Origin of the sequence: Pseudomonas sp. RC4D1 (assembly GCF_018390395.1) — a bacterium.
Taxonomy (GTDB): domain Bacteria; phylum Pseudomonadota; class Gammaproteobacteria; order Pseudomonadales; family Pseudomonadaceae; genus Aquipseudomonas; species Aquipseudomonas danubii.
Genome location: NZ_JAHBAW010000003.1, coordinates 372,057 through 389,780, shown reverse-complemented (window position 1 = coordinate 389,780; position 17,724 = coordinate 372,057). Strand labels below are relative to the sequence as shown.

The 17,724-nt window shown below is 63.4% G+C and carries 20 protein-coding genes; 13 read left to right on the top strand and 7 right to left on the bottom strand.

Annotation, left to right across the window (positions count from 1 at the left end; all coding sequences use genetic code 11):
• Positions 1 to 100 precede the first annotated feature (100 nt).
• From KHO49_RS26800 to KHO49_RS26785, 4 genes are read left to right on the top strand one after another with little or no spacing between them, the layout of a single operon-like run.
• Complete coding sequence (locus KHO49_RS26800; protein ID WP_102879868.1) at positions 101 to 766, top strand: hypothetical protein; 666 nt, start codon at positions 101 to 103, stop codon at positions 764 to 766.
• Positions 763 to 1,284 carry a hypothetical protein gene (locus tag KHO49_RS26795; RefSeq protein WP_072452323.1) on the top strand — a complete coding sequence of 174 codons (522 nt, stop codon included), beginning with the start codon at positions 763 to 765 and terminating at the stop codon, positions 1,282 to 1,284. Before KHO49_RS26800 ends, KHO49_RS26795 begins: the two co-directional genes overlap by 4 nt.
• Positions 1,281 to 1,802: a hypothetical protein gene (locus KHO49_RS26790; RefSeq protein ID WP_110595810.1), complete on the top strand. Its 522-nt coding sequence runs from the start codon at positions 1,281 to 1,283 to the stop codon at positions 1,800 to 1,802. Before KHO49_RS26795 ends, KHO49_RS26790 begins: the two co-directional genes overlap by 4 nt.
• The gene (locus tag KHO49_RS26785) at positions 1,802 to 2,182 is read left to right on the top strand and encodes a GFA family protein (protein ID WP_110595811.1); all 381 of its coding nucleotides are present in this window, start codon (positions 1,802 to 1,804) and stop codon (positions 2,180 to 2,182) included. The genes KHO49_RS26790 and KHO49_RS26785 overlap by 1 nt, the downstream gene beginning before the upstream one ends.
• Before the next feature lie 117 nt (positions 2,183 to 2,299).
• On the opposite strand, the gene nadE is transcribed toward KHO49_RS26785, so the two are convergent.
• The 3 genes from nadE to KHO49_RS26770 are packed head-to-tail and all read right to left on the bottom strand — an operon-like array spanning position 2,300 to position 5,027.
• A complete protein-coding gene (gene nadE / locus KHO49_RS26780; protein WP_213666145.1) occupies positions 2,300 to 3,139 on the bottom strand; it encodes an NAD(+) synthase in 840 nt (279 codons plus the stop codon).
• Between the two features lies 1 nt (position 3,140).
• Positions 3,141 to 4,370, bottom strand: coding sequence for a nicotinate phosphoribosyltransferase (pncB, locus tag KHO49_RS26775; RefSeq protein ID WP_060838784.1), 1,230 nt, complete (start codon positions 4,368 to 4,370; stop codon positions 3,141 to 3,143).
• A gap of 9 nt (positions 4,371 to 4,379) precedes the next feature.
• On the bottom strand, positions 4,380 to 5,027 hold the full coding sequence (locus KHO49_RS26770) for an isochorismatase family protein (protein ID WP_102864317.1): 648 nt from the start codon (positions 5,025 to 5,027) through the stop codon (positions 4,380 to 4,382).
• Between the two features lie 183 nt (positions 5,028 to 5,210).
• Between KHO49_RS26770 and KHO49_RS26765 the strand changes: the two genes are divergently transcribed.
• The 3 genes from KHO49_RS26765 to KHO49_RS26755 are packed head-to-tail and all read left to right on the top strand — an operon-like array spanning position 5,211 to position 6,980.
• Positions 5,211 to 5,756, top strand: coding sequence for an adenylyltransferase/cytidyltransferase family protein (locus tag KHO49_RS26765; protein ID WP_102879874.1), 546 nt, complete (start codon positions 5,211 to 5,213; stop codon positions 5,754 to 5,756).
• 1 nt (position 5,757) lies between these two features.
• Positions 5,758 to 6,465, top strand: a complete 708-nt coding sequence (locus KHO49_RS26760; protein ID WP_110595815.1) for an NUDIX hydrolase — start codon at positions 5,758 to 5,760, stop codon at positions 6,463 to 6,465.
• An 8-nt stretch (positions 6,466 to 6,473) separates the two neighbouring features.
• Positions 6,474 to 6,980: an NUDIX hydrolase gene (locus KHO49_RS26755; protein ID WP_102879876.1), complete on the top strand. Its 507-nt coding sequence runs from the start codon at positions 6,474 to 6,476 to the stop codon at positions 6,978 to 6,980.
• Here KHO49_RS26755 and KHO49_RS26750 read toward each other — a convergent pair.
• Positions 6,932 to 7,879: a LysR family transcriptional regulator gene (locus tag KHO49_RS26750; RefSeq protein WP_102864313.1), complete on the bottom strand. Its 948-nt coding sequence runs from the start codon at positions 7,877 to 7,879 to the stop codon at positions 6,932 to 6,934. The genes KHO49_RS26755 and KHO49_RS26750 overlap by 49 nt on opposite strands.
• A 101-nt stretch (positions 7,880 to 7,980) precedes the next feature.
• On the opposite strand from KHO49_RS26750, the gene KHO49_RS26745 reads away from it, so the two are divergent.
• On the top strand, positions 7,981 to 9,171 hold the full coding sequence (locus tag KHO49_RS26745; RefSeq protein ID WP_213666144.1) for an aspartate aminotransferase family protein: 1,191 nt from the start codon (positions 7,981 to 7,983) through the stop codon (positions 9,169 to 9,171).
• A 64-nt stretch (positions 9,172 to 9,235) separates the two neighbouring features.
• On the opposite strand, the gene KHO49_RS26740 is transcribed toward KHO49_RS26745, so the two are convergent.
• Positions 9,236 to 9,772 (bottom strand): DUF4174 domain-containing protein, encoded by a 537-nt coding sequence (locus tag KHO49_RS26740; protein ID WP_110653520.1) that lies wholly within the window; start codon positions 9,770 to 9,772, stop codon positions 9,236 to 9,238.
• 710 nt (positions 9,773 to 10,482) lie between these two features.
• On the opposite strand from KHO49_RS26740, the gene KHO49_RS26735 reads away from it, so the two are divergent.
• From KHO49_RS26735 to KHO49_RS26725, 3 genes are all read left to right on the top strand, one after another.
• Positions 10,483 to 11,472 carry a response regulator gene (locus KHO49_RS26735; protein ID WP_102864310.1) on the top strand — a complete coding sequence of 330 codons (990 nt, stop codon included), beginning with the start codon at positions 10,483 to 10,485 and terminating at the stop codon, positions 11,470 to 11,472.
• A gap of 3 nt (positions 11,473 to 11,475) precedes the next feature.
• On the top strand, positions 11,476 to 12,423 hold the full coding sequence (locus tag KHO49_RS26730; RefSeq protein WP_102864309.1) for a sensor domain-containing diguanylate cyclase: 948 nt from the start codon (positions 11,476 to 11,478) through the stop codon (positions 12,421 to 12,423).
• A gap of 140 nt (positions 12,424 to 12,563) precedes the next feature.
• On the top strand, positions 12,564 to 13,889 hold the full coding sequence (locus tag KHO49_RS26725; protein ID WP_213666143.1) for a YncE family protein: 1,326 nt from the start codon (positions 12,564 to 12,566) through the stop codon (positions 13,887 to 13,889).
• A gap of 7 nt (positions 13,890 to 13,896) precedes the next feature.
• On the opposite strand, the gene KHO49_RS26720 is transcribed toward KHO49_RS26725, so the two are convergent.
• Entirely contained in the window at positions 13,897 to 15,024 is a 1,128-nt protein-coding gene (locus KHO49_RS26720; RefSeq protein ID WP_213666142.1) for a saccharopine dehydrogenase family protein, read from the bottom strand.
• A 438-nt stretch (positions 15,025 to 15,462) separates the two neighbouring features.
• Here KHO49_RS26720 and KHO49_RS26715 point away from each other — a divergent pair, with 438 nt between their 5' ends.
• Positions 15,463 to 16,332 carry an oxaloacetate decarboxylase gene (locus KHO49_RS26715; RefSeq protein ID WP_110595821.1) on the top strand — a complete coding sequence of 290 codons (870 nt, stop codon included), beginning with the start codon at positions 15,463 to 15,465 and terminating at the stop codon, positions 16,330 to 16,332.
• Positions 16,333 to 16,365: 33 nt separating this feature from the next.
• Here KHO49_RS26715 and KHO49_RS26710 read toward each other — a convergent pair whose 3' ends face one another.
• Complete coding sequence (locus tag KHO49_RS26710; protein ID WP_102879882.1) at positions 16,366 to 16,770, bottom strand: response regulator; 405 nt, start codon at positions 16,768 to 16,770, stop codon at positions 16,366 to 16,368.
• Between the two features lie 180 nt (positions 16,771 to 16,950).
• Here KHO49_RS26710 and KHO49_RS26705 point away from each other — a divergent pair, with 180 nt between their 5' ends.
• Positions 16,951 to 17,700, top strand: coding sequence for an SIR2 family NAD-dependent protein deacylase (locus tag KHO49_RS26705; RefSeq protein WP_170004441.1), 750 nt, complete (start codon positions 16,951 to 16,953; stop codon positions 17,698 to 17,700).
• Positions 17,701 to 17,724 lie beyond the last annotated feature (24 nt).

The following is a 17,724-nucleotide window of genomic DNA, read 5'->3' as shown; positions in this document are numbered from 1 at the left end:
TACCATCGGCGCCGCTCATGAGCAGCGCCAGGGAGGGCTTACGCACAGACATACATGCACCCTGCCCGCGCCTTGTCCAAAGTCACTTTCAGGGTTCCCCATGTTCCGCGTACTCAAGGCTTCGTCCTTGCTGCTGGCCACCAGCATAGTTTCTGGCTGCATCAGCCAACCCGCCGCCATCGTCAGCGCCCCTCTGCAACCCGCAGCCAACGAACCCACGACCTATCTGGTGGGCGCTATTGGCCCGCAGTACCTGGGCGGCGGCGGTGCCGCCACCAACCTGCGCCTGCTGATTCGCAAGCGCGGCTCAATCAATGGCGCCGCGGCACTCTGGGAGGGCGACCCACGGCCAACGCCTGAGGACATCCATGAACCCCGCGCTGCCGGCAGTGTATTTGTCATGCCGCTCAAACCGGGTGATTACGAGTTCTACAACTTCCAGTTCTGGTCCATGGTCTACACCCCGGGGCTCGGCTCACGCCTGCAATCCCAGGAAGCGCGCGAAGAGTTCGTACTGCCGCTGCGCCTGGAGGCGGGCAAGGCGTATTACATCGGCGAGTTTCGCTCGGTCTGCAGCCAAGTGACCCAGTGCTTCTTTGCCTGGAGCAATCAGATGCCCCGTGACGCCGTGATTGCCCAGCGCCAGGTGCCGGGGCTGCCGGACCTGCAATGGATGCCGCTGGATCTGGACAAGGCCAAGCCCTTCATCCTTCCCGTCAACAAGCAAACCAGCCCAGCCAACGCCACTGCGGAGATTCATCCATGAAATCCTGCCTGACCCTTTGCGCCCTCCTGCTGCTCGCGGGCTGCACGGCAACCGACACCTTGCCGGACCGTCCGCTGACGGATGGCCAAGCTTATTTGATGCCCCTGCATGTGATGGTCGATGACCCATTGCGCGCCGCTGAGTTACGTAACGCCTTGCGTGCCACCGGGGTGTTCGAAGATGTCCAGACCGGCGCCGGACAAGCTGGCGACTACAGCGCCCGCATTCAATTCAAGTCCGAGCGGGACATGCCGCCAATGCCGTTGATCTTCCTCAGTGCCGCCACTCTGTTCCTGATGCCGCTCTCCAATGGCATCGACACCCACACCGACATCAGCCTGCTGCACGAGGGCAAGCTCCTCAAGCGCTACAGCTATCGCAACCTGACGCATAAATACACCTGGCTGCTGGATCAGGGCGGTGAAATGCAAGAGCAGAATATCCAGCGCATCGCCCGCGCCTTTGCTGGCGATCTGCGTCAGGATCAACTGTTGCCAACCGCGAGTCAGGCCCAATGAACCCCATAGGTTTGACCACCCTGCTGTGCAGCGCACTGATCATCACCGGTTGTGGCACCCGAATGGCGCCGCTGGACTACCGCAGTCAACATCCCTATGTACCGCTGACCCTGGACCTGGGCCCGGTGAAAAGTCGCTTCGACGAACAGGAGCAACGGGAAACCATCGCCGCCCTGCGTCAAACCGGAGCCTTCTCCTTTCTCGATGGTGGCTACAGTCGCAGCGGCTACAGCCTCCTGATCAGCGAACCTGGAGGCAAGAGTGCCGGACTGCTTGGCGCGTTGAATGCCATCACCCTGCTGACCTTCCCCATGCCCTACTCCTACCAGAGCAACTTGCGCGGCAGCCTGCTCAAGGACGGCCAACTGCTCAAGACCTACGACTACCGTCGTGAAGGCTATAGTGTAGCGGCCTGGTATGTTCCGCCGGTGCAGGTCGAAAGCCGCAGAGAGATGCTCGATGAACTGCTGCATGACTTGGAAAAGGACCGTTTGATTCCTCAGGAGAACCCACGCTGATGACTGCCAGCCTGTACCAGGGCGGCTGCCTGTGCGGGCAGATTCGCTTCGAGGCCCGAGGGCCTGCCGCCAATCCCCATACCTGCTCGTGCAAACTGTGCCAGCGCCACAGTGGCGCGCTGACACTGGCGTGGGTCGAGTTCCCCCGGGAACGGGTGACCTGGACCGGCCCTGGCGGCGCACCGGCGACCTTCAGGTCGTCGGACTATTCGAGCCGGGCGTTCTGCCCACAGTGCGGCAGTTCGTTGGGTGCCATCGATGATGAGCCAACCGTTGCCTTGCTGCTGGGTGCCTTCGACAGCAACAACCGCAAGGCACTGGCACCGACCCGCCATTCGTTCAAAGGCCAGCGCCCCCGCTGGTGGCATGGAGGCGAATGACGGTGATCGTGCGGGCCCCTTCGCCAGCAAGCTGGCTCCTACGGGATTCGGTGCAGCGCGATCTGTAGGAGCCGGCTTGCCGGCGAAGGCGATCCGGCGAACAACACAAGTCCGTTGCTATAGGCCGGCTGTCGCGGGCGCACGTGGCAAGGCGCGTTTGTGGGCCGTTCGCAGGTAGGCACGTTCGATCAGGTGGCGCACTGCGTCGGTGACGGGCTCGCCCATCAGGTAGGCATCGATTTCTTCGTAGCTGCAACCATAAGCCGTTTCATCCAACTTGCCCGGGGCCAGTTCTTCCAGGTCCGCGGTGGGCGCCTTGTGCACCAGTTGGCCGGGAGCGCCAAGGGCGTCGGCCAGCAGGCGTACCTGGGTCTTGGTCAGCCCCGACAGCGGGGCCAGGTCGCAGGCGCCGTCACCGTACTTGGTGAAGAAGCCCATCAGCGCCTCGGCGCCATGGTCGGTGCCCACCACCAGGCCGTTGCTGAAGTTGGCCACGGCGTACTGCGCGATCATCCGCGCTCGGGCCTTGACGTTGCCCTTGGCAAAGTCCGTGAGGGCCGCCGAGGGTTGCAAGCCTTCGATCTGTAGCTGATTCATCATTCCATCGACGCTGTCGGCAATGTTGCAGGTACTGACGCTGTCCGGGCGAATGAAGTCCAGGGACGCCTGGGCATCGCTTTCATCCGCCTGGCTTTTATAGGGCAGGCGCATGGCGATGAAGCGCGCCTCCTGCCCTGCCCCGCGCAGTTGCTCCACCGCCAGCTGGCACAGGCGGCCGGCCGTCAGGGAGTCGACTCCGCCACTGATGCCCAACCCCAGTGTCGTGCAGCCGGACTCGCGCAGCACGTGCTGAATGAAGTCCACGCGCCGGGCGATTTCCAGGGCCTCGCCACCACGCACCAGTTGCCGGTCAATGCCCAGTTCCCGGGCAATGCGTTCTTGGGTTTGGTTGCTCATGTCAGGCCTCCAGGGGCGAGTGGGCAAGATCGACGTTGAACACCTGGGCGGCGTAGCGCAGGAACGACGGGTCTTCACAAACGTTCTTGATCGGGTCGTCGGAGAACTTCACCACCGGTTCACCATGCACCCGCACCAGTTTCATCACGATGCTCAGTGGCTCCACGCCTTCGACATCGCAGGCCAGGCTGGTGCCCATGCCAAACCCGAACCTGGCCTGGCCACGCACGTGGCGCAGGATCGGCAGGCATTTCTCGAAGTTCAGGCCATCGGAGAACATCAGGTCCTTGGTCCGTGGGTCGATGCCCAGTTCGCGGTAGCGAGCCAGGACCTTGTCGGCCCAGAGCAGCGGGTCCCCGGAATCCTGGCGCAGGCCGTCGTAGAGCTTGGCGAAGTACAGGTCGAAGTCCTTGAGGAAAAAGTCGGTGCTGATGCAGTCGGTCAGGGCGATGCCGAGGCGTCCGCGATACTCGTGCACCCAATTCTCCAGGGCGGCGTTCTGGCTCTCCCGCAACCGCCCCAGTTGCTGGTGCACCATCAACCACTGGTGGGCCATGGTGCCGATCAGCGGCAGGTCGAACTCGTAGGCCAGGTGCGCATTGCTGGTGCCGACAAAGACCCCAGGGAAATCACTGCGCATGATCTTCACCACTTCGCGCTGGGCCTTGAACGAGAGGCGCCGGCGGGTGGAGAAATCCGAAACGCGGAACTCGGCAAGCTCGTCGCGGCTGGCGTTTTTCTCCAGCCATTCGAACTTCTGATAGAGCCGGCGAGTGACATCCTCAAGCTCCACCTCGGGGTACTTATCGCGGTTGCGCAACTCGCTGACCATGGCCAGCACCGGCTGCTCGAACATGATGCAGTGCAGCATCGGACCACGGACGCGGATGCTCAGTTGGCCGTCGACCGCCGCCACGTGGATGTAGCGCAGGTTGAAGCGGAACAGGCCGAGGAACTGTTCGAAGTCCGGGGTCAGGTACTCACGAAAGCGCTTGTTGAACAAAAAGCGCTGTTCGCCTTCGCGCATCTGCAGGCCGGCGAGCTTTTCCAGTTCCTGGCGGATCTCGGGGATCAGGTGCACCAGGGACTCTTTGGAGCGGACGATGAACTGGTATTCCACATCGACATTGGGGTGCTGGTGCAGCACCGCCTGCATCATGGTGAAGGTGTAGTAGTCGGTGTCCAGCAGGCTCTGAATCACGCCGTTGTTACGGTCGAATGCACTTTCCATGATGACTCCTCAGGCCTTGGCCAGTCTGGCGGTTGCTTCGCGGGTCGCGGCAACCGCGATGCCCGCTCGTTGCATGTCGTTGATCGCCTGGGTAGCACCCTCGGCGCTGATGGCGCGACAGGCCGGCAGGTGAATGATCACCTTGAAGCCGGCGGCGGCCAGTTGCAGGGCGGTGGTCTTGACGCAGAAATCCAGGGCCAGGCCGCCGACGATGACTTGTTGCACGCCCTGGCTGTTGAGGTACTCGATGACCCCGGTGGAGAGCTTGCCGTGCAGGTCGTGATAGCAGGCGCCATAGGGGTGCAGGTCCGGCTCCACGCCCTTCCACACGAAGTAGTCGTAGTCGTACGGCGTGGGCAACTCGTCCAGCAGGGTGAAGCCTGCGGTGCCCGGTACGCAGTGGCTGACCCAGGTCAGGTCGGCGTGTTCCAGGCCGGTGGGCTGGAGCATCTGTGCGTGCTCGGCCACCACCCAGGGAGCCTGGGGGCTGTGGGCGTCCTTGCTGCCGATGCGCAGGCTGGCCAGGGTCGCCATGAAATTCAGCTCGCCGCCGATGCGATCGCCTTCGGCCACGGGCAACTCGTTCGGGCACAGCGGGGTAAAGCTCTTTTGTGCATCGACATCGAAGGAAGCGGTCTTCATCGTTTGGCTGTTCATGCTGGGTCTCTCCTCTGCATGGAGCACAAAGTACATGTCATGTACTTTCATGGCAAGCCCCTATGGATTTTATTTTTATCAATCGATCTTCAATCAATCTGCAATAGCAAGGTGCAAAAGGAGATTCTCCGCCGACAAAAGCGATGCTAAGGTACACGTCATGTACCAAACGAGGAAAAGCAGATGTTTGAACTGGCCCTCTATGGCGGCGCCTTCAACCCGCCCCACGCCGGACACGCCCAGGTGATGCTCGAAGCCGCTCGCCACGCCCGCCGGGTACTGGTAGTCCCGAGCTTTCGCCACCCGGATGGCAAGCGCATGGCCGATTTCGAGCAACGGGCCAACTGGTTGCAGGCGATCACCACACACTTGCAGCCCGAGTGCCAGGCCGAGTTGGCGGTCAGCCGCCTGGAGCGGCAGCTGGCCCTGGCCGATCCGGGTCCGGTCTACAGCTTCACTCTGCTGCAACGCCTGGCCGACGACCTGGCCCTGGACGGCAAGCGCATCGCCCTGGTGGTGGGTGAAGACGTGGCGCGGCAGTTGCCCAGGTTCCATCGCGGCGAAGAATTGCTGCAACGCTTTTCCATCCTCTGCATCGAGGAACAGCCCGGGGTCCGCAGCAGCGTATTGCGCCAGTGCCTGGCCCGCGGCGAAACACCGCCCAGCCAATGGCTGGCACCGGGCATGAATCCGCTAAACTACGGCCTCTACGCCGTCCACGGAAGTTGATATGCACGATCGCACTACCCTCCCCAGCGCCTACCTGCACACCATCGACCTGTGCCTGCTGCGCTACAACCGCGAGCGCTGCGAGCTGGAAATTCTCCTTCACCAACGGGACAGCGAGCCATTCGCCGGACACTGGGCACTGCCGGGCATCGTGGTCAACGGCGATGTCGAGGACCGCAGCCTGAATGACGCGGTGGAACGCCTGCGCCGTTCAAGCAAAGTGGACATGCCCCTGGCCTGGCTGGAACAGGTGGGCACCGTCGGCGACGCCTTCCGCGACCCGCGCTGCTGGTCGTCCTCGACCTTTTACCTGGGAATCGTCAGCGACCCGGTGCAGCCCGGCCCGCAGCAGGGTTTCTTTGCCCTCGCGGACGTAGCCAGCGGCGCCTTCAAACTGCCTTTCGACCACAACAGCCTGGTGGCCCAGACACGGGAGCGGCTGTTTTCCAAATCCCTGTACAGCAGCCTGCCGCTGATGTTTCTCGGCCAGGAATTCAGCGCCCCCGAGGCGGTGAGCATCTTCTCCCTGGTGCTGCAACGGCCAGTGCTCAAGACCAGCATCCGCCAGCGCCTGCTGAAGATGAGCGAGGCCGGTTACCTGCAGGAAACCGGGCGCAAGAAAAGCGGCGATGGCGGCCGCCCTCAGGCCACAGTGGAAAGCCTCAAACCCACCGAGTTGTACCTGTTCGATCGTTGTTTTCTGGAGTAATGCCGCCCATGAGTTCCGTCACCGAAAGCCAGTGCCTGCTGCAAACCCCGTACTTCAAGGTAGTCCGCGAAAACGGCTACTTCATCATCAAGGAAGCCCAGGCGGTAAACGGCGTGGTGGCCGTGCCGACCCTGGCCGATGGCCGGCTGATGCTGGTTGACCTCAAACGCCGGGCCATTGGCGGCCAGTCCATCGAGTTTCCCCGGGGCGCCATCGATGCCGGGGAAAGCGCCTGTGACGCCGCAGCCCGGGAACTGCTGGAAGAGACTGGCTGGCAGGCATCGCAGGTCCGCCAACTGGGCTTGCTGCACAGCAACACTTCGCTGATCGCCAGCGCGGTGGCGGTGTGTCAGGTCGAGATCGCCGACCAGCAGAGCGCCGCCACCGATGGCGAGGTGGACCATGTACTGTGGGTCAGCCGCCAGGAGTTGCTGGCGATGATCGCCGCCGGCCAGATCACCGACGGTCACACCCTGTCGGCAGCAATGATGTTGCTGGCCGCCGAGTCGGCCTGACGCCCCCACTTCTCCAGGGCGAAGTCGACAAAGCTGCGCAGCTTGGGCAGGCGGTAGCGGTCCTGGGCATACAGCAGGTGCATCGTCCGAAACGGCAACTGATAATCCTGCAGCACCGGCACCAGCCGGCCCTGCTGCAGGTCCTCCTCCACCAGCGCATCGGGCATCATCACCAGCCCCAGCCCACCCCGCGCCGCCCGGTGCAACCCGGACGAGGTGTTGGTCAGCAACGAGCCGGACACCGGAATCAGCACATCCCCCTCGGGCCCGCGCAACGGCCATTGGGTGGCGGTGGAGCTCCACTCGTCACCGGCCGGGTAGGCAAATGCCAGGCAGTTGTGCTGCTGCAGATCTTCGGGAACCTGCGGGGTGCCGCAACGCTCCAGGTACTCCGGAGCGGCGCAGATGGTCAGGGTGTAATCCTGCAGCGGCCGGGCAATCAGCGCTGAGTTGTCCAGGTTGCCCAGGCGCACGGCCACATCGAAGGCGCCGTCGCTCAAGTCGAAACGCTGATTGGCCAGGGTCAGTTCCACCTTGACCTGCGGACAGCGCTCCCGGAACTCGCTCAGGGCCGGCGCCAGGCGCTCGGTGCCGAAGGTCAGCGGCGCGGTGATGCGCAAGGTGCCGGAGGGCTCGCCTTGGGCCTGCTCCGCCAGGCGCTCGGAGTCTGCTACCAGGCCCAGAACCGCCAGACAACGCTGGTAGTACTCGGTGCCGAATTCGGTAAGGCGCTGGCGTCGCGTCGTGCGGTTGAGCAGGCGCACTCCAAGGCGCTGCTCCAGGGCCCGCAAGTGATTGCCCACCATGGTGGTGGACATGGCGCATTCCCGGGCGGCGGCCGTCATGTTTCCCGCCTCCACCACCTTGACGTACACCGACATTGCCTGGAACAGATCCATTATCAACCCTGACTTCAAGATGATTAAAGAAATGGCGAGTTTATCTAGCCTGAATGGCTAACGATACTGGCAGCACACCCCCTGAGATGGAGTCGCCCGCCATGACCGCCGCCTGCCTGATGAGCACCTACCAGCCCCTCGCCCTGAGCTTCTGCAAGGGCCTGGGCAGCCGCCTCTGGGACCAGACCGGGCGTGAGTACCTGGACGCCATCGCCGGAGTCGCGGTGACCGGTATCGGCCACTCTCATCCACGCCTGGTCAGCGCCATCCGCGAACAGGCCGGCCTGCTGCTGCACAGTTCCAACCTCTATGACATCCACTGGCAGCAGCAACTGGCCGCCAAACTGACCCAGTTGAGTGGCATGGAGCGGGTGTTCTTCAACAATTCCGGGGCCGAAGCCAATGAAACCGCCCTCAAGCTGGCGCGCCTGCACGCCTGGCACAAAGGCATCGAGCAGCCCCTGGTGGTGGTCATGGAAAACGCCTTTCATGGCCGGACCCTGGCCACCCTGGCCGCCAGCGACGGCCCGGCAGTGCGCCTGGGCTACGGCCAGTTGCCGGACGGCTTTCTCAAGGTGCCGTTCGGCGATCTGGCCGCCCTGGAATCGGTCGTTGCCAAGCACGGTCCGCGCATCAGCGCGGTGCTGATGGAGCCGATCCAGGGTGAAAGCGGCATCCAGCTGGCTGCGCCCGGCTACCTCAAGGCCGTGCGTGAGCTGTGCACCCGGCGCAACTGGCTGCTGATGCTCGACGAGATCCAGAGCGGTATCGGCCGCACCGGGCGCTGGTTCGCCTGTCAGCACGAAGGCGTGGTACCGGACGTGATGACCCTGGCCAAGGGCCTGGGCAATGGCATTCCCATCGGTGCCTGCCTGGCCCGGGGCAAGGCCGCCGAACTGTTCACCCCAGGCAGTCATGGCAGTACCTTCGGCGGCAATCCCCTGGCCTGCCGCGCGGCCTGCACCGTGCTGGACATCATCGAGGAACAGCAGTTGCTGACTAACGCCGAGCAACGCGGCGCCCAGTTGCTAGGTCGGTTGCGGGAGGAACTGGCGGGACATCCGGCGGTACGGGAGATTCGCGGGCTGGGGCTGATGGTGGGTATCGAGCTGGTGCAGCCGGCCCAGCAGTTGGTGCAGATCGCCGCCCGTGATCATGGCCTGCTGATCAATGTCACCCGGGGCACGACCATCCGCCTGCTGCCCCCCTTGGTGATCGATGCCGCAGAAGTGGAGATGATCGTCGACGGGCTGCGCCAAACCCTCGAGGCGCTGTCATCGCGCCAGGGCTGACGCGATGACGCTGGGCAAGTTCCGGGGCGCGCAACGCCTGCCCCGGGCTAGCCGGCTATGCAATTCAGTCGTCCAGCGGCTTGGGCGCCGCCGCCGGCTTGGTCGCCTTGCCGGCCTTGGCATTGGCCGGTTTGGCTTCCGGCTCGGGAGCCGGAGCTGGAGCCGCGGCCTGTTTCTCCGCCGCCGGCAACTGGTCGATCGCGCTGAAGACTTCCTTGAGCTCGATGCTTCCGGAGTGCTCGAGCTTTTTCTCACCGTCCTTGCCCACCAGGATCACCTTGGTCTGGGCCCCCGCCCCCAGCTTGAGGCTGCGGATCAGGGCCATGGTGGATTGCGGGTCGATGTCCTTGCCATCGCGCTGGCCGATGGTGTTGATCACCGTGTACAGGACCATGTTGCGTTCGTTGAAGGCTTGACGGGTCGCCGGCTCATCCAGGGATTTCTTCAGGCTCACCAGGGTCGGGTCCACGGTACTGGGGGCGATCACGATCAATGGCCGTGACTTGCCCAGGTCCTGAGCCAATGGGCCGTCGTTGTCGGCCGCCAGGACCGGGCCGGCGACAGCGAGCAGAGTAGCGAGGGTCAATGACCGAATGAACATGCGTCTCTCCTTATGTTTTCCACGCAGTAATGATTGCGCATTGCAGGAAAAGGTCCAGGCCGGGACTCAAAATCTGACATTTTTTTGCCCGGCCGGCCGGGCCTGCGCCTTGTGCTCTATAGGCGGCGGGAAACAAGGGCTACAGGGTTGGCAGCGATCATCGAAGAGCATTCCACGGTAAGGTTTTGTTGCATATAAGCGGGCTGTACGGAATATCGGAACAGCGGTTGCGCCGAAACTTTCACGCCCTCCTCCGGCAGCAGAATATGCCGTCTTTCATACCACCGTCCCTGACCAGCTCGTACATCAACCGTATTGAACGGCAGCCTTTTAAAGTTGCTTGCAAAGTGTCATTTCCCAAACGCCAGAAAACAGGCACAACTGCTCACTGACCTTTAACAACCTTTCTATCTCAGGGCTTTCGATGCTTTCAGCATCTCGCTGAACCCACCCAGCAATGCAAAGGGAACAACGCATCGAGGCACAGACTGATATCAGCCGAAAGTTGCAACTCGCTCTGCAGTTCAATGCACAGAACAATGATCTGGAACAAATAACTCAATGAACGCCGACTTGTTCTTCCATTGCCGACCGAACTATAGTGCGGCGCGGCACGGACAGCCCGTTACACCACCCTTATTACGCGGCAACTCGTTACATTCCTGAACGTTATCCAACGGCGGTTTTTTTCGAATGAGCGTCCGACCCCGATGATCCCTCTCCTCGTCTGCGATGACTCGAGCATGGCCCGCAAGCAGGTGCTGCGGACCTTGCCCAGCGAGTGGCGGGTGTCCGTGACCCAGGCCTGCAACGGCCGCGAAGGCCTGGAGGCGCTGCGCCGGGGGCTGGGCAAGGTGGCGTTGCTGGACCTGACCATGCCGGTGATGGACGGCTACCAGGTCTTGAGTGCGGTGCAGGAAGAAGGCATCGACGCACAGATCATCGTCATCTCCGGCGACGTCCAGGAAGAAGCGGTCCGTCGCACCCGCGAACTGGGGGCCCGGGCCTTCCTGAAGAAGCCCTTCGATCCCCAGCAGTTGCGTGCACTGCTCAACGAACTGCAACTGCTGGACAGCCCTGGCGCATCCCCCGTCGCCCCCCTGTCGCCGCCACCCCTGGTGACCTTTCGCGACGCGTTCCGGGAAACCGTCAACGTCTCCATGGGCTACGCCGCGGCGCTGATCGCCAAGGTCCTGGACGTGTTCGTGCACCTGCCGATCCCTCACGTCAATGTGCTGGAGGCCGGCGAACTGCAGATGCTCCTGGCCGATGCCAATCGCGCCCGGCAACTGACTGCCATCTGCCAGAGCTATATCGGCAGCGGCATTGCCGGCGAAGCGCTGCTGATGTTCTACGACTCGGAAGTGGCCGACATCGCCCAACTGATGGAACAGGGCACCGATCCCTATCAGGAAATGGAAGTGCTGATCGACCTGTCCAGCGTGTTGATCGGTGCCTGCTTGAGCAGCATTGCCGAGCAGTTGGATGTGTTCTTTTCCGTGGGTCATCCCCAGGTGCTGGGCGAACACACCACCATCGATGAATTGATCGTGCTCAACCAGCAACGCTGGAACAGGACCCAAGCGGTGGAGATCAGCTACAGCCTGGAAGAACAGAACATCCACTTCGACCTGTTGCTGCTGTTCACCGAGAGCTCCATGGCCTTGCTGGAACAGAAGCTCGCCTACCTGATGAATTGAGCCATGCCCAAACGAATGGATTTCAGTGAACTGCACTGGCTGCTGGCGGTGGTCCAGAGCATCGATGTGGGGATCGTGGTGCTCGATCTGGAGTGCCGGGTCCAGGTGTGGAACAGCTTCATGGAGAACCGCTCCGGCGTGCCCTCCAAGCAGGCCATCGACCAGTCCTTTTTCGAGCTGTTCCCCGAGGTCGAGCGACCCTGGTTCACCCGCAAGGTCGGGCGTGTGGTGGCCCTGGGCACACCGGCCTTTACCATCTGGAAGCAGCGGCCGTACCTGGTGCATTTCAACAATTACCAACCGATTACCGGCCAGGGCGAGTTCATGTACCAGAACACCACGCTGCTGCCGCTGCGTTCGTCCAACAGCGAGATCCATCATGTCTGCCTGGTGATCTACGACCTCACCGACGTGGCGATCAACAGCCTGGCGCTGCAGAAGGCCAACCAGCAGTTGCAGCACCTGTCACGCGTCGACCACCTGACCCAGCTGTTCAACCGTGGCCACTGGGAACAGCGCCTGGCGTTCGAATACAGCCGCCACGGCAACGCCATTGCCCTGCTGATGCTGGACATCGACCACTTCAAGTCGATCAATGATCGCTACGGGCACCAGGCCGGCGACGCGGTGATCAAACGCGTGTCGCAACTGATCCACGAGCATGTGCGCGACAGCGACGTGGCCGGGCGTTATGGCGGCGAAGAGTTCGCCATCCTCCTGCCCCACACCGATCTGGCCGGTGCCCACACCCTGGCCGAGCGCCTGCGCCAGTCGGTGGAAGCACAACAGGTGATCCACAACGGCCAGGCCATCGCCTTCACCATCAGCCTGGGCATCGCCTGCCTCGACCGTCCGGCCCGGGACCACCGTTGCCTGATCGAGTGGGCCGACCAGGCGCTGTACGCCTCCAAGCACGCCGGGCGCAATCGGGTCAGCACCTACGCGCCTTGAACAGCGGGACTCGGGCGCCTTGACCAGGGGCACTCAGGCCCCTTGAAAAAAAGCCGCCGCCAAGGGATAAACTGCGCGCTTTTCCGGTCCATCCCCCGGTCTGCTACGCCTTTTCCAGCGCCACAAGGAGTCCTGCGCGCATGTCCCAGTCGAATTCGAACCTGTCCCCGCAACAGCAATGGCAGCAAGCCGTGCTGACCTATGCCCGCGACATCAACCACTATGTCGAAACCGGCACCCGCGAGGGCTGGAAGGGCTTGAAGGAACCGAACATGCCCGACACCGAGCACCTGTTGCAGGACTGGCAAGCGGCCCTGGAAGCGAGCAATCAGACCCCCCATGATGAGGACGCGCGCCAGGCGTTCCGCCAGGACTGGCCACCGGCACACTTCCCACTGACGCCGCGCCTGGAAAGCCAGGGGCGGATGATTCCGACCCTGGCCCTGTTGCCGGACGGTAGCCTGCTGGCACGCATCGGCGCGCCCTACGAGGCCGGCTTCGTGGTGCATATCGACGATGCGCGGATCCAGACCCTGGAGCAGGTGGAGTGCTTCGGCATGTGCCCGCAGCGGCGTTACTTCGCCTGGGGCCGGGCCGACGGCATCCAGGTCACTGACGGCTGGAACGGGCCTCAGGTCGCCAGCTTTCCCTGGCCCGCCCCTCACGCCGGCCTGCCGGCAGGTCTGGAGCTTGAAGACAGCGGACGCCCCTCTGCCACCAGCCTGATCCCTTTCCCCGACGGGCGCCGGGTGCTGCTGGTGAGTGCCGACGGCATCTTCGTCCTGGCTGCCGATGGCGCCACCCGCCTGCTGCGCAGCCTTGAGGACATCCAGCAGGACCTGGCCGACGGCGTCGCCGCCGAAGACCTGAGCATCGGCCTGAGCATGGAACATGGCGCGGTGTCGCCCGATGGCCAGTGGATCGCCATCGGCGAGCAAAGCGGGATGCACCTGGTGTTCGATGCAAGGTTGCAGCAGGTCGCGCAGATCGGCCCCGCCAGCGAGTACCCGCACTTCGCTCACTTCAACCAGCGCGGCGACCGCCTGCTGCTCAATGCTTGCCACTTCTATGGCGGCGCCAGCGTGGGGGTGGCGGTAGCCGACCTGCCGGGGCTCTCCACCGACTTCTACAGCGACGACCCGCGCACCCCGGTGCTGCAAGAAGGCGCCCGGGTGTATGCCGCTGCTTCACGGGGCGACGAGTTCATCATCGGCGACGCCTACGGTTACCTGCGGGCCATCAGTGAAACCGGCGAAGAGCGCTGGCAGCACTACATCGGCTCGACCCTCACCGCCATGGACATCAGCGCCGACGGCAAGACCCTGGTGGCCGCGACCTATGCCGGGATCATCGTCCAGATCGCCCTGGATAGCGGACGACCGGACTGGCAGATCGGCACCGGCGAGCACCACGAACTGCGGCGCTGGCTGTTCTGGAAGGACTTCGCCAAGCCCCTGCTGTGGTGAGTGGGTTTTAAACCGGCGGGCGCGAGAAACTCACCTGCAGTTGCAGGTGATCCGGATCATCGATCGCCCGCAGGTACTCCTCGACACTGACCTCGCCAGCACTGGAACGCGCCCCCGAGACCGGCACATGGCCGGCCAGCAGCTTGTGCACCAGGGCCACCGCAGCGCAACTGGGGATCTCCGGGCCGTGATCGTGGGTGGCGGTCAACTGCGCGCACATCGACAGCGGCTGACCGTCCTGGCCCAGGCCATGCACGTCCACGTACATGGCACTGAGGCCGTCGCCGAAACCTTCAAACCAAGTGCCGCAACGATGCAGACGCGCAGCCCAAGGCGCCGGGTCGGCGATCAGCCCGAGCTTCACCGCCTGGGCCAGCAGGGCGTTGGCCAGCCCGGCGATCTTCAGCCCGGCACCCGCCTTGAAGCTCAAGGTGTGGGCGCCATAACGCTCGGCGAACAGGTCCAGGTCCGGCACATCGACATTGGCCACCAGCCGCGTGCCCAGCCTGGGCAGCTTGCGCAAGGTCAGGCCCTGCCAGCCGATCACCGGGAGCGGCTGGCCGTCCTTGAGTTGCAGGATCGGCCGGCCGGCGTAGGCCAGTACACCCTGGATGGTGGACAAGCCGGGCATTTTCGCCGAGGAGGAAATACCGTGCTCGATCCGATCGATGCGGGAGAACCGCTCACGGTGCTCATCGATGATCGCCGTCGACAGGGTCGGCACCGAACTGCACCCGCTGAGGAGGGTCACCCCGGCGGCCCGAGCCGCTTCATCCAGGGTGCCGATACCGCGCACGAACTGGCGGCAGTCGGCCAGGTCGCAGTAGTTGACCCCAGCCTCGATGCAGCCCTGGGCCACCGCGTAGGACTGGCCCTGGAACGGCCCTGCGGTGTGGATCACCCAATGCACATCCAGGGCCTTGAGCGCCGGCACCCACTGCGGGCCCATGGCATCGCCGCACCAGCCTTCGCAGGGCTGTCCAGCCTCGGCTTGCAGCGCCTGAACCTTGGCCGCGAGCTTGCGCGGGTCACGCCCGGAAATCAGCAGATGCACCCCGGGCGTCTGGATCAGATAGCGGCAGACGATGCTGCCGAAATTGCCATAACCACCGACCACCAACACCCTGAGCGTCATTACCTGCATCCTTGAACCAAGCCATTGCGCAGCTGCCAAGCTGCCATTCGAAGCGCGGCAGCTTGGTGGATTTGCCAGGGATCGACAAGCCCCCGGTTGCCTGCGACGGCCTCCTCAACCACCCTCGGCGAAGCGTCGTAATATTCAGTTAGAAAAAAAATGCCAATGCCGGTCCGGCATAATGCTATGCAAATTCCTCATCAACTCGGGCCTTGGAGCGTGTTAGCCTCGTCCTGCTATGTCGGCTTCGCATAATAAACTTGCCGGTTCACGCAACCGAGTGAGACCCAGACGCCTTGTTACCACCCTTTGCTTCACCTTCATCTGCCCAACTAACGTTTCGCTGTGAGCCCTTCAATCATCGGCTCGCCAAGGGAACTGATTGCAAAATCTGACTCGACCTCAAGGTCGATCTCTCGATCCTATCTCGGAGCTGTTATGTCCAGGCTTTCCCATCAAGATTTGCGCCGCGGTTTCCGTGAACTGATCGCTTCCAACTCCTGCTACCACACCGCTTCCGTGTTCGACCCGATGTCCGCGCGCATCGCCGCCGACCTGGGTTTTGAAGTGGGCATCCTGGGTGGCTCCGTGGCTTCGCTGCAAGTGCTGGCGGCCCCTGACTTCGCCCTGATCACCCTCAGCGAATTCGCCGAACAGGCCACCCGCATCGGCCGCGTGGCCCAGTTGCCGGTGATCGCCGATGCCGACCATGGCTACGGCAACGCCCTCAACGTGATGCGCACCGTGGTTGAGCTGGAGCGTGCCGGCATCGCCGCGCTGACCATCGAAGACACCCTGCTGCCGGCCCAGTTCGGGCGTAAATCCACCGACCTGATTGGCGTTGCCGAAGGCGTCGGCAAGATCCGCGCCGCCCTCGAAGCCCGGGTCGACCCGGAACTGGCGATCATTGCCCGGACCAATGCCGGGATCCTCCCGGTACAGGAAATCATCAGCCGCACCCAGCAGTACGAACGTGCCGGCGCCGACGCCATCTGCATGGTGGGCATTCGTGATTTCGAGCAACTGGAACAGATCTCCGAGCACCTGAGTGTGCCGCTGATGCTGGTGACCTACGGCAACCCGGCCCTGCGCGACGACGCACGCCTGGCGGAGCTGGGAGTGAAAATCGTGGTGGACGGCCACGCCGCCTACTTCGCCGCGATCAAGGCCACTTACGATTGCCTGCGGGAACAGCGGCAGATCTTCACCCAGGCCTCGGACCTGAGTGCCACCGAACTGGCTCATACCTACACCCAGCCCGAGGACTACATCGTCTGGGCCAAGGAGTTCATGAGCGTCAAGGAGTAACACCGGCGATGGGCCGGGGTGAGGCGCACCGCCTCAACCCTGGGCCGATTTCAGCGCGCCTTCCACGCAGTCGAGGATCTGCCCGATGGTCCAGGGCTTGCGAATGAAGGACACCGGATAACGCACCCCGGAACTCTCGGGGGTCTCGAAACCCGACATGACCACAATGGGCAGCGACGGCCAGTGCTCACCGCACAGGTTGCTCAGGCTGGCGCCATTGAGCCGGCCGGGCATGGTGATATCGGTCAGCAGCAGGGCCACGTCCGCGGCATGTTGTTGCAGGAACTCCCAGGCCCGGTCGGCACTCTCCATGGCCTCGGTGGCAAACCCCTCGTCCTGCAGAATCTCGCACAGGAACTCCAGCACCGTCGGTTCATCCTCCACCACCAGGATCAAACGGGAGGTGGCGTCTGGGTTGACGGACGAGGCTGGGTACATGGGGTAACACTCCCTGAAGGTTTGAGGACTCTACGGACAGGACCGCTGACAAGAGTTATGAGCGGCGGCTTGACGATAAATTCATTCCCGATGCGCCCGCAGTGTTTTTTTCGGACAGGTCCGAAGCGGCTGGCGATAATGCGACCCCGATATCAGCGTAACAAGGGAGACAGGTCATCCATGGAGTTCGATCCCCAACGCCTGGCCCAGGCCCGACACCTGGTGGTATTCAGTGGCGCCGGAGTCTCGGCCGAAAGCGCCATCCCGACCTTTCGCGACGCCCTGACCGGGTTGTGGGAGAACTTCGACCCGGCGCGGCTGGCCACGCCCCAAGCCTTTCGCGAGGACCCGGCGCTGGTCTGGGGCTGGTATGAATGGCGCCGCATGAAAGTGCTCCAGGCCCGACCCAACCCGGCCCACCTGGCGATTGCCGAACTGGCCCGACGCGTACCGCGCCTGACCCTGATCACCCAGAATGTCGATGACCTGCACGAGCGCGCCGGCAGCCCCTCGGTGCTGCACCTGCACGGCAGCCTGCACCACCCCAAGTGCTTCGCCTGCAACCGCCCCTTCAGCGGCGAACTGCCAGAACCCCTGTTGCCGGAGCAGGGTTGCAGCCTGGAGCCCCCCCGTTGCACCGGCTGCAACGGCAAGATCCGCCCCGGGGTGGTGTGGTTCGGCGAAGCCCTGCCACCGCACATCCTCAAGGAGGCATTCAAAGCGGCAGGCGAATGCGACCTGCTGTTGTCGGTAGGCACCTCGGGTCTGGTGCAGCCGGCGGCGCAGATCCCCCAACTGGCGCTGGAGCAAGGTGCCTGCGTGGTGCACATCAACCCGCAGCCCCAGGCCTGTACGAAGCCTGAGGAATACAGCCTGGTGGGCAAGGCCGGAGAGATTCTGCCGCAATTGCTGCGCCAGGCCTTTGCCTGATTTTCTGGCGGTTCAAGCCGAGCC

What these genes read in the sequence shown, in the direction of transcription:
- KHO49_RS26725 (WP_213666143.1), top strand. Translation starts at nt 12,564, where the DNA reads ATGTCCCAGTCGAATTCGAACCTGTCCCCGCAACAGCAATGGCAGCAA.
- KHO49_RS26730 (WP_102864309.1), top strand. Translation starts at nt 11,476, where the DNA reads ATGCCCAAACGAATGGATTTCAGTGAACTGCACTGGCTGCTGGCGGTG.
- KHO49_RS26765 (WP_102879874.1), top strand. Translation starts at nt 5,211, where the DNA reads ATGTTTGAACTGGCCCTCTATGGCGGCGCCTTCAACCCGCCCCACGCC.
- KHO49_RS26795 (WP_072452323.1), top strand. Translation starts at nt 763, where the DNA reads ATGAAATCCTGCCTGACCCTTTGCGCCCTCCTGCTGCTCGCGGGCTGC.
- KHO49_RS26750 (WP_102864313.1), bottom strand. Translation starts at nt 7,879, where the DNA reads ATGGATCTGTTCCAGGCAATGTCGGTGTACGTCAAGGTGGTGGAGGCG.
- KHO49_RS26800 (WP_102879868.1), top strand. Translation starts at nt 101, where the DNA reads ATGTTCCGCGTACTCAAGGCTTCGTCCTTGCTGCTGGCCACCAGCATA.
- nadE (WP_213666145.1), bottom strand. Translation starts at nt 3,139, where the DNA reads ATGAGCAACCAAACCCAAGAACGCATTGCCCGGGAACTGGGCATTGAC.
- KHO49_RS26740 (WP_110653520.1), bottom strand. Translation starts at nt 9,772, where the DNA reads ATGTTCATTCGGTCATTGACCCTCGCTACTCTGCTCGCTGTCGCCGGC.
- KHO49_RS26785 (WP_110595811.1), top strand. Translation starts at nt 1,802, where the DNA reads ATGACTGCCAGCCTGTACCAGGGCGGCTGCCTGTGCGGGCAGATTCGC.
- KHO49_RS26790 (WP_110595810.1), top strand. Translation starts at nt 1,281, where the DNA reads ATGAACCCCATAGGTTTGACCACCCTGCTGTGCAGCGCACTGATCATC.
- KHO49_RS26715 (WP_110595821.1), top strand. Translation starts at nt 15,463, where the DNA reads ATGTCCAGGCTTTCCCATCAAGATTTGCGCCGCGGTTTCCGTGAACTG.
- KHO49_RS26720 (WP_213666142.1), bottom strand. Translation starts at nt 15,024, where the DNA reads ATGACGCTCAGGGTGTTGGTGGTCGGTGGTTATGGCAATTTCGGCAGC.
- KHO49_RS26705 (WP_170004441.1), top strand. Translation starts at nt 16,951, where the DNA reads ATGGAGTTCGATCCCCAACGCCTGGCCCAGGCCCGACACCTGGTGGTA.
- KHO49_RS26755 (WP_102879876.1), top strand. Translation starts at nt 6,474, where the DNA reads ATGAGTTCCGTCACCGAAAGCCAGTGCCTGCTGCAAACCCCGTACTTC.
- KHO49_RS26710 (WP_102879882.1), bottom strand. Translation starts at nt 16,770, where the DNA reads ATGTACCCAGCCTCGTCCGTCAACCCAGACGCCACCTCCCGTTTGATC.
- pncB (WP_060838784.1), bottom strand. Translation starts at nt 4,370, where the DNA reads ATGGAAAGTGCATTCGACCGTAACAACGGCGTGATTCAGAGCCTGCTG.
- KHO49_RS26735 (WP_102864310.1), top strand. Translation starts at nt 10,483, where the DNA reads ATGATCCCTCTCCTCGTCTGCGATGACTCGAGCATGGCCCGCAAGCAG.
- KHO49_RS26770 (WP_102864317.1), bottom strand. Translation starts at nt 5,027, where the DNA reads ATGAACAGCCAAACGATGAAGACCGCTTCCTTCGATGTCGATGCACAA.
- KHO49_RS26760 (WP_110595815.1), top strand. Translation starts at nt 5,758, where the DNA reads ATGCACGATCGCACTACCCTCCCCAGCGCCTACCTGCACACCATCGAC.
- KHO49_RS26745 (WP_213666144.1), top strand. Translation starts at nt 7,981, where the DNA reads ATGACCGCCGCCTGCCTGATGAGCACCTACCAGCCCCTCGCCCTGAGC.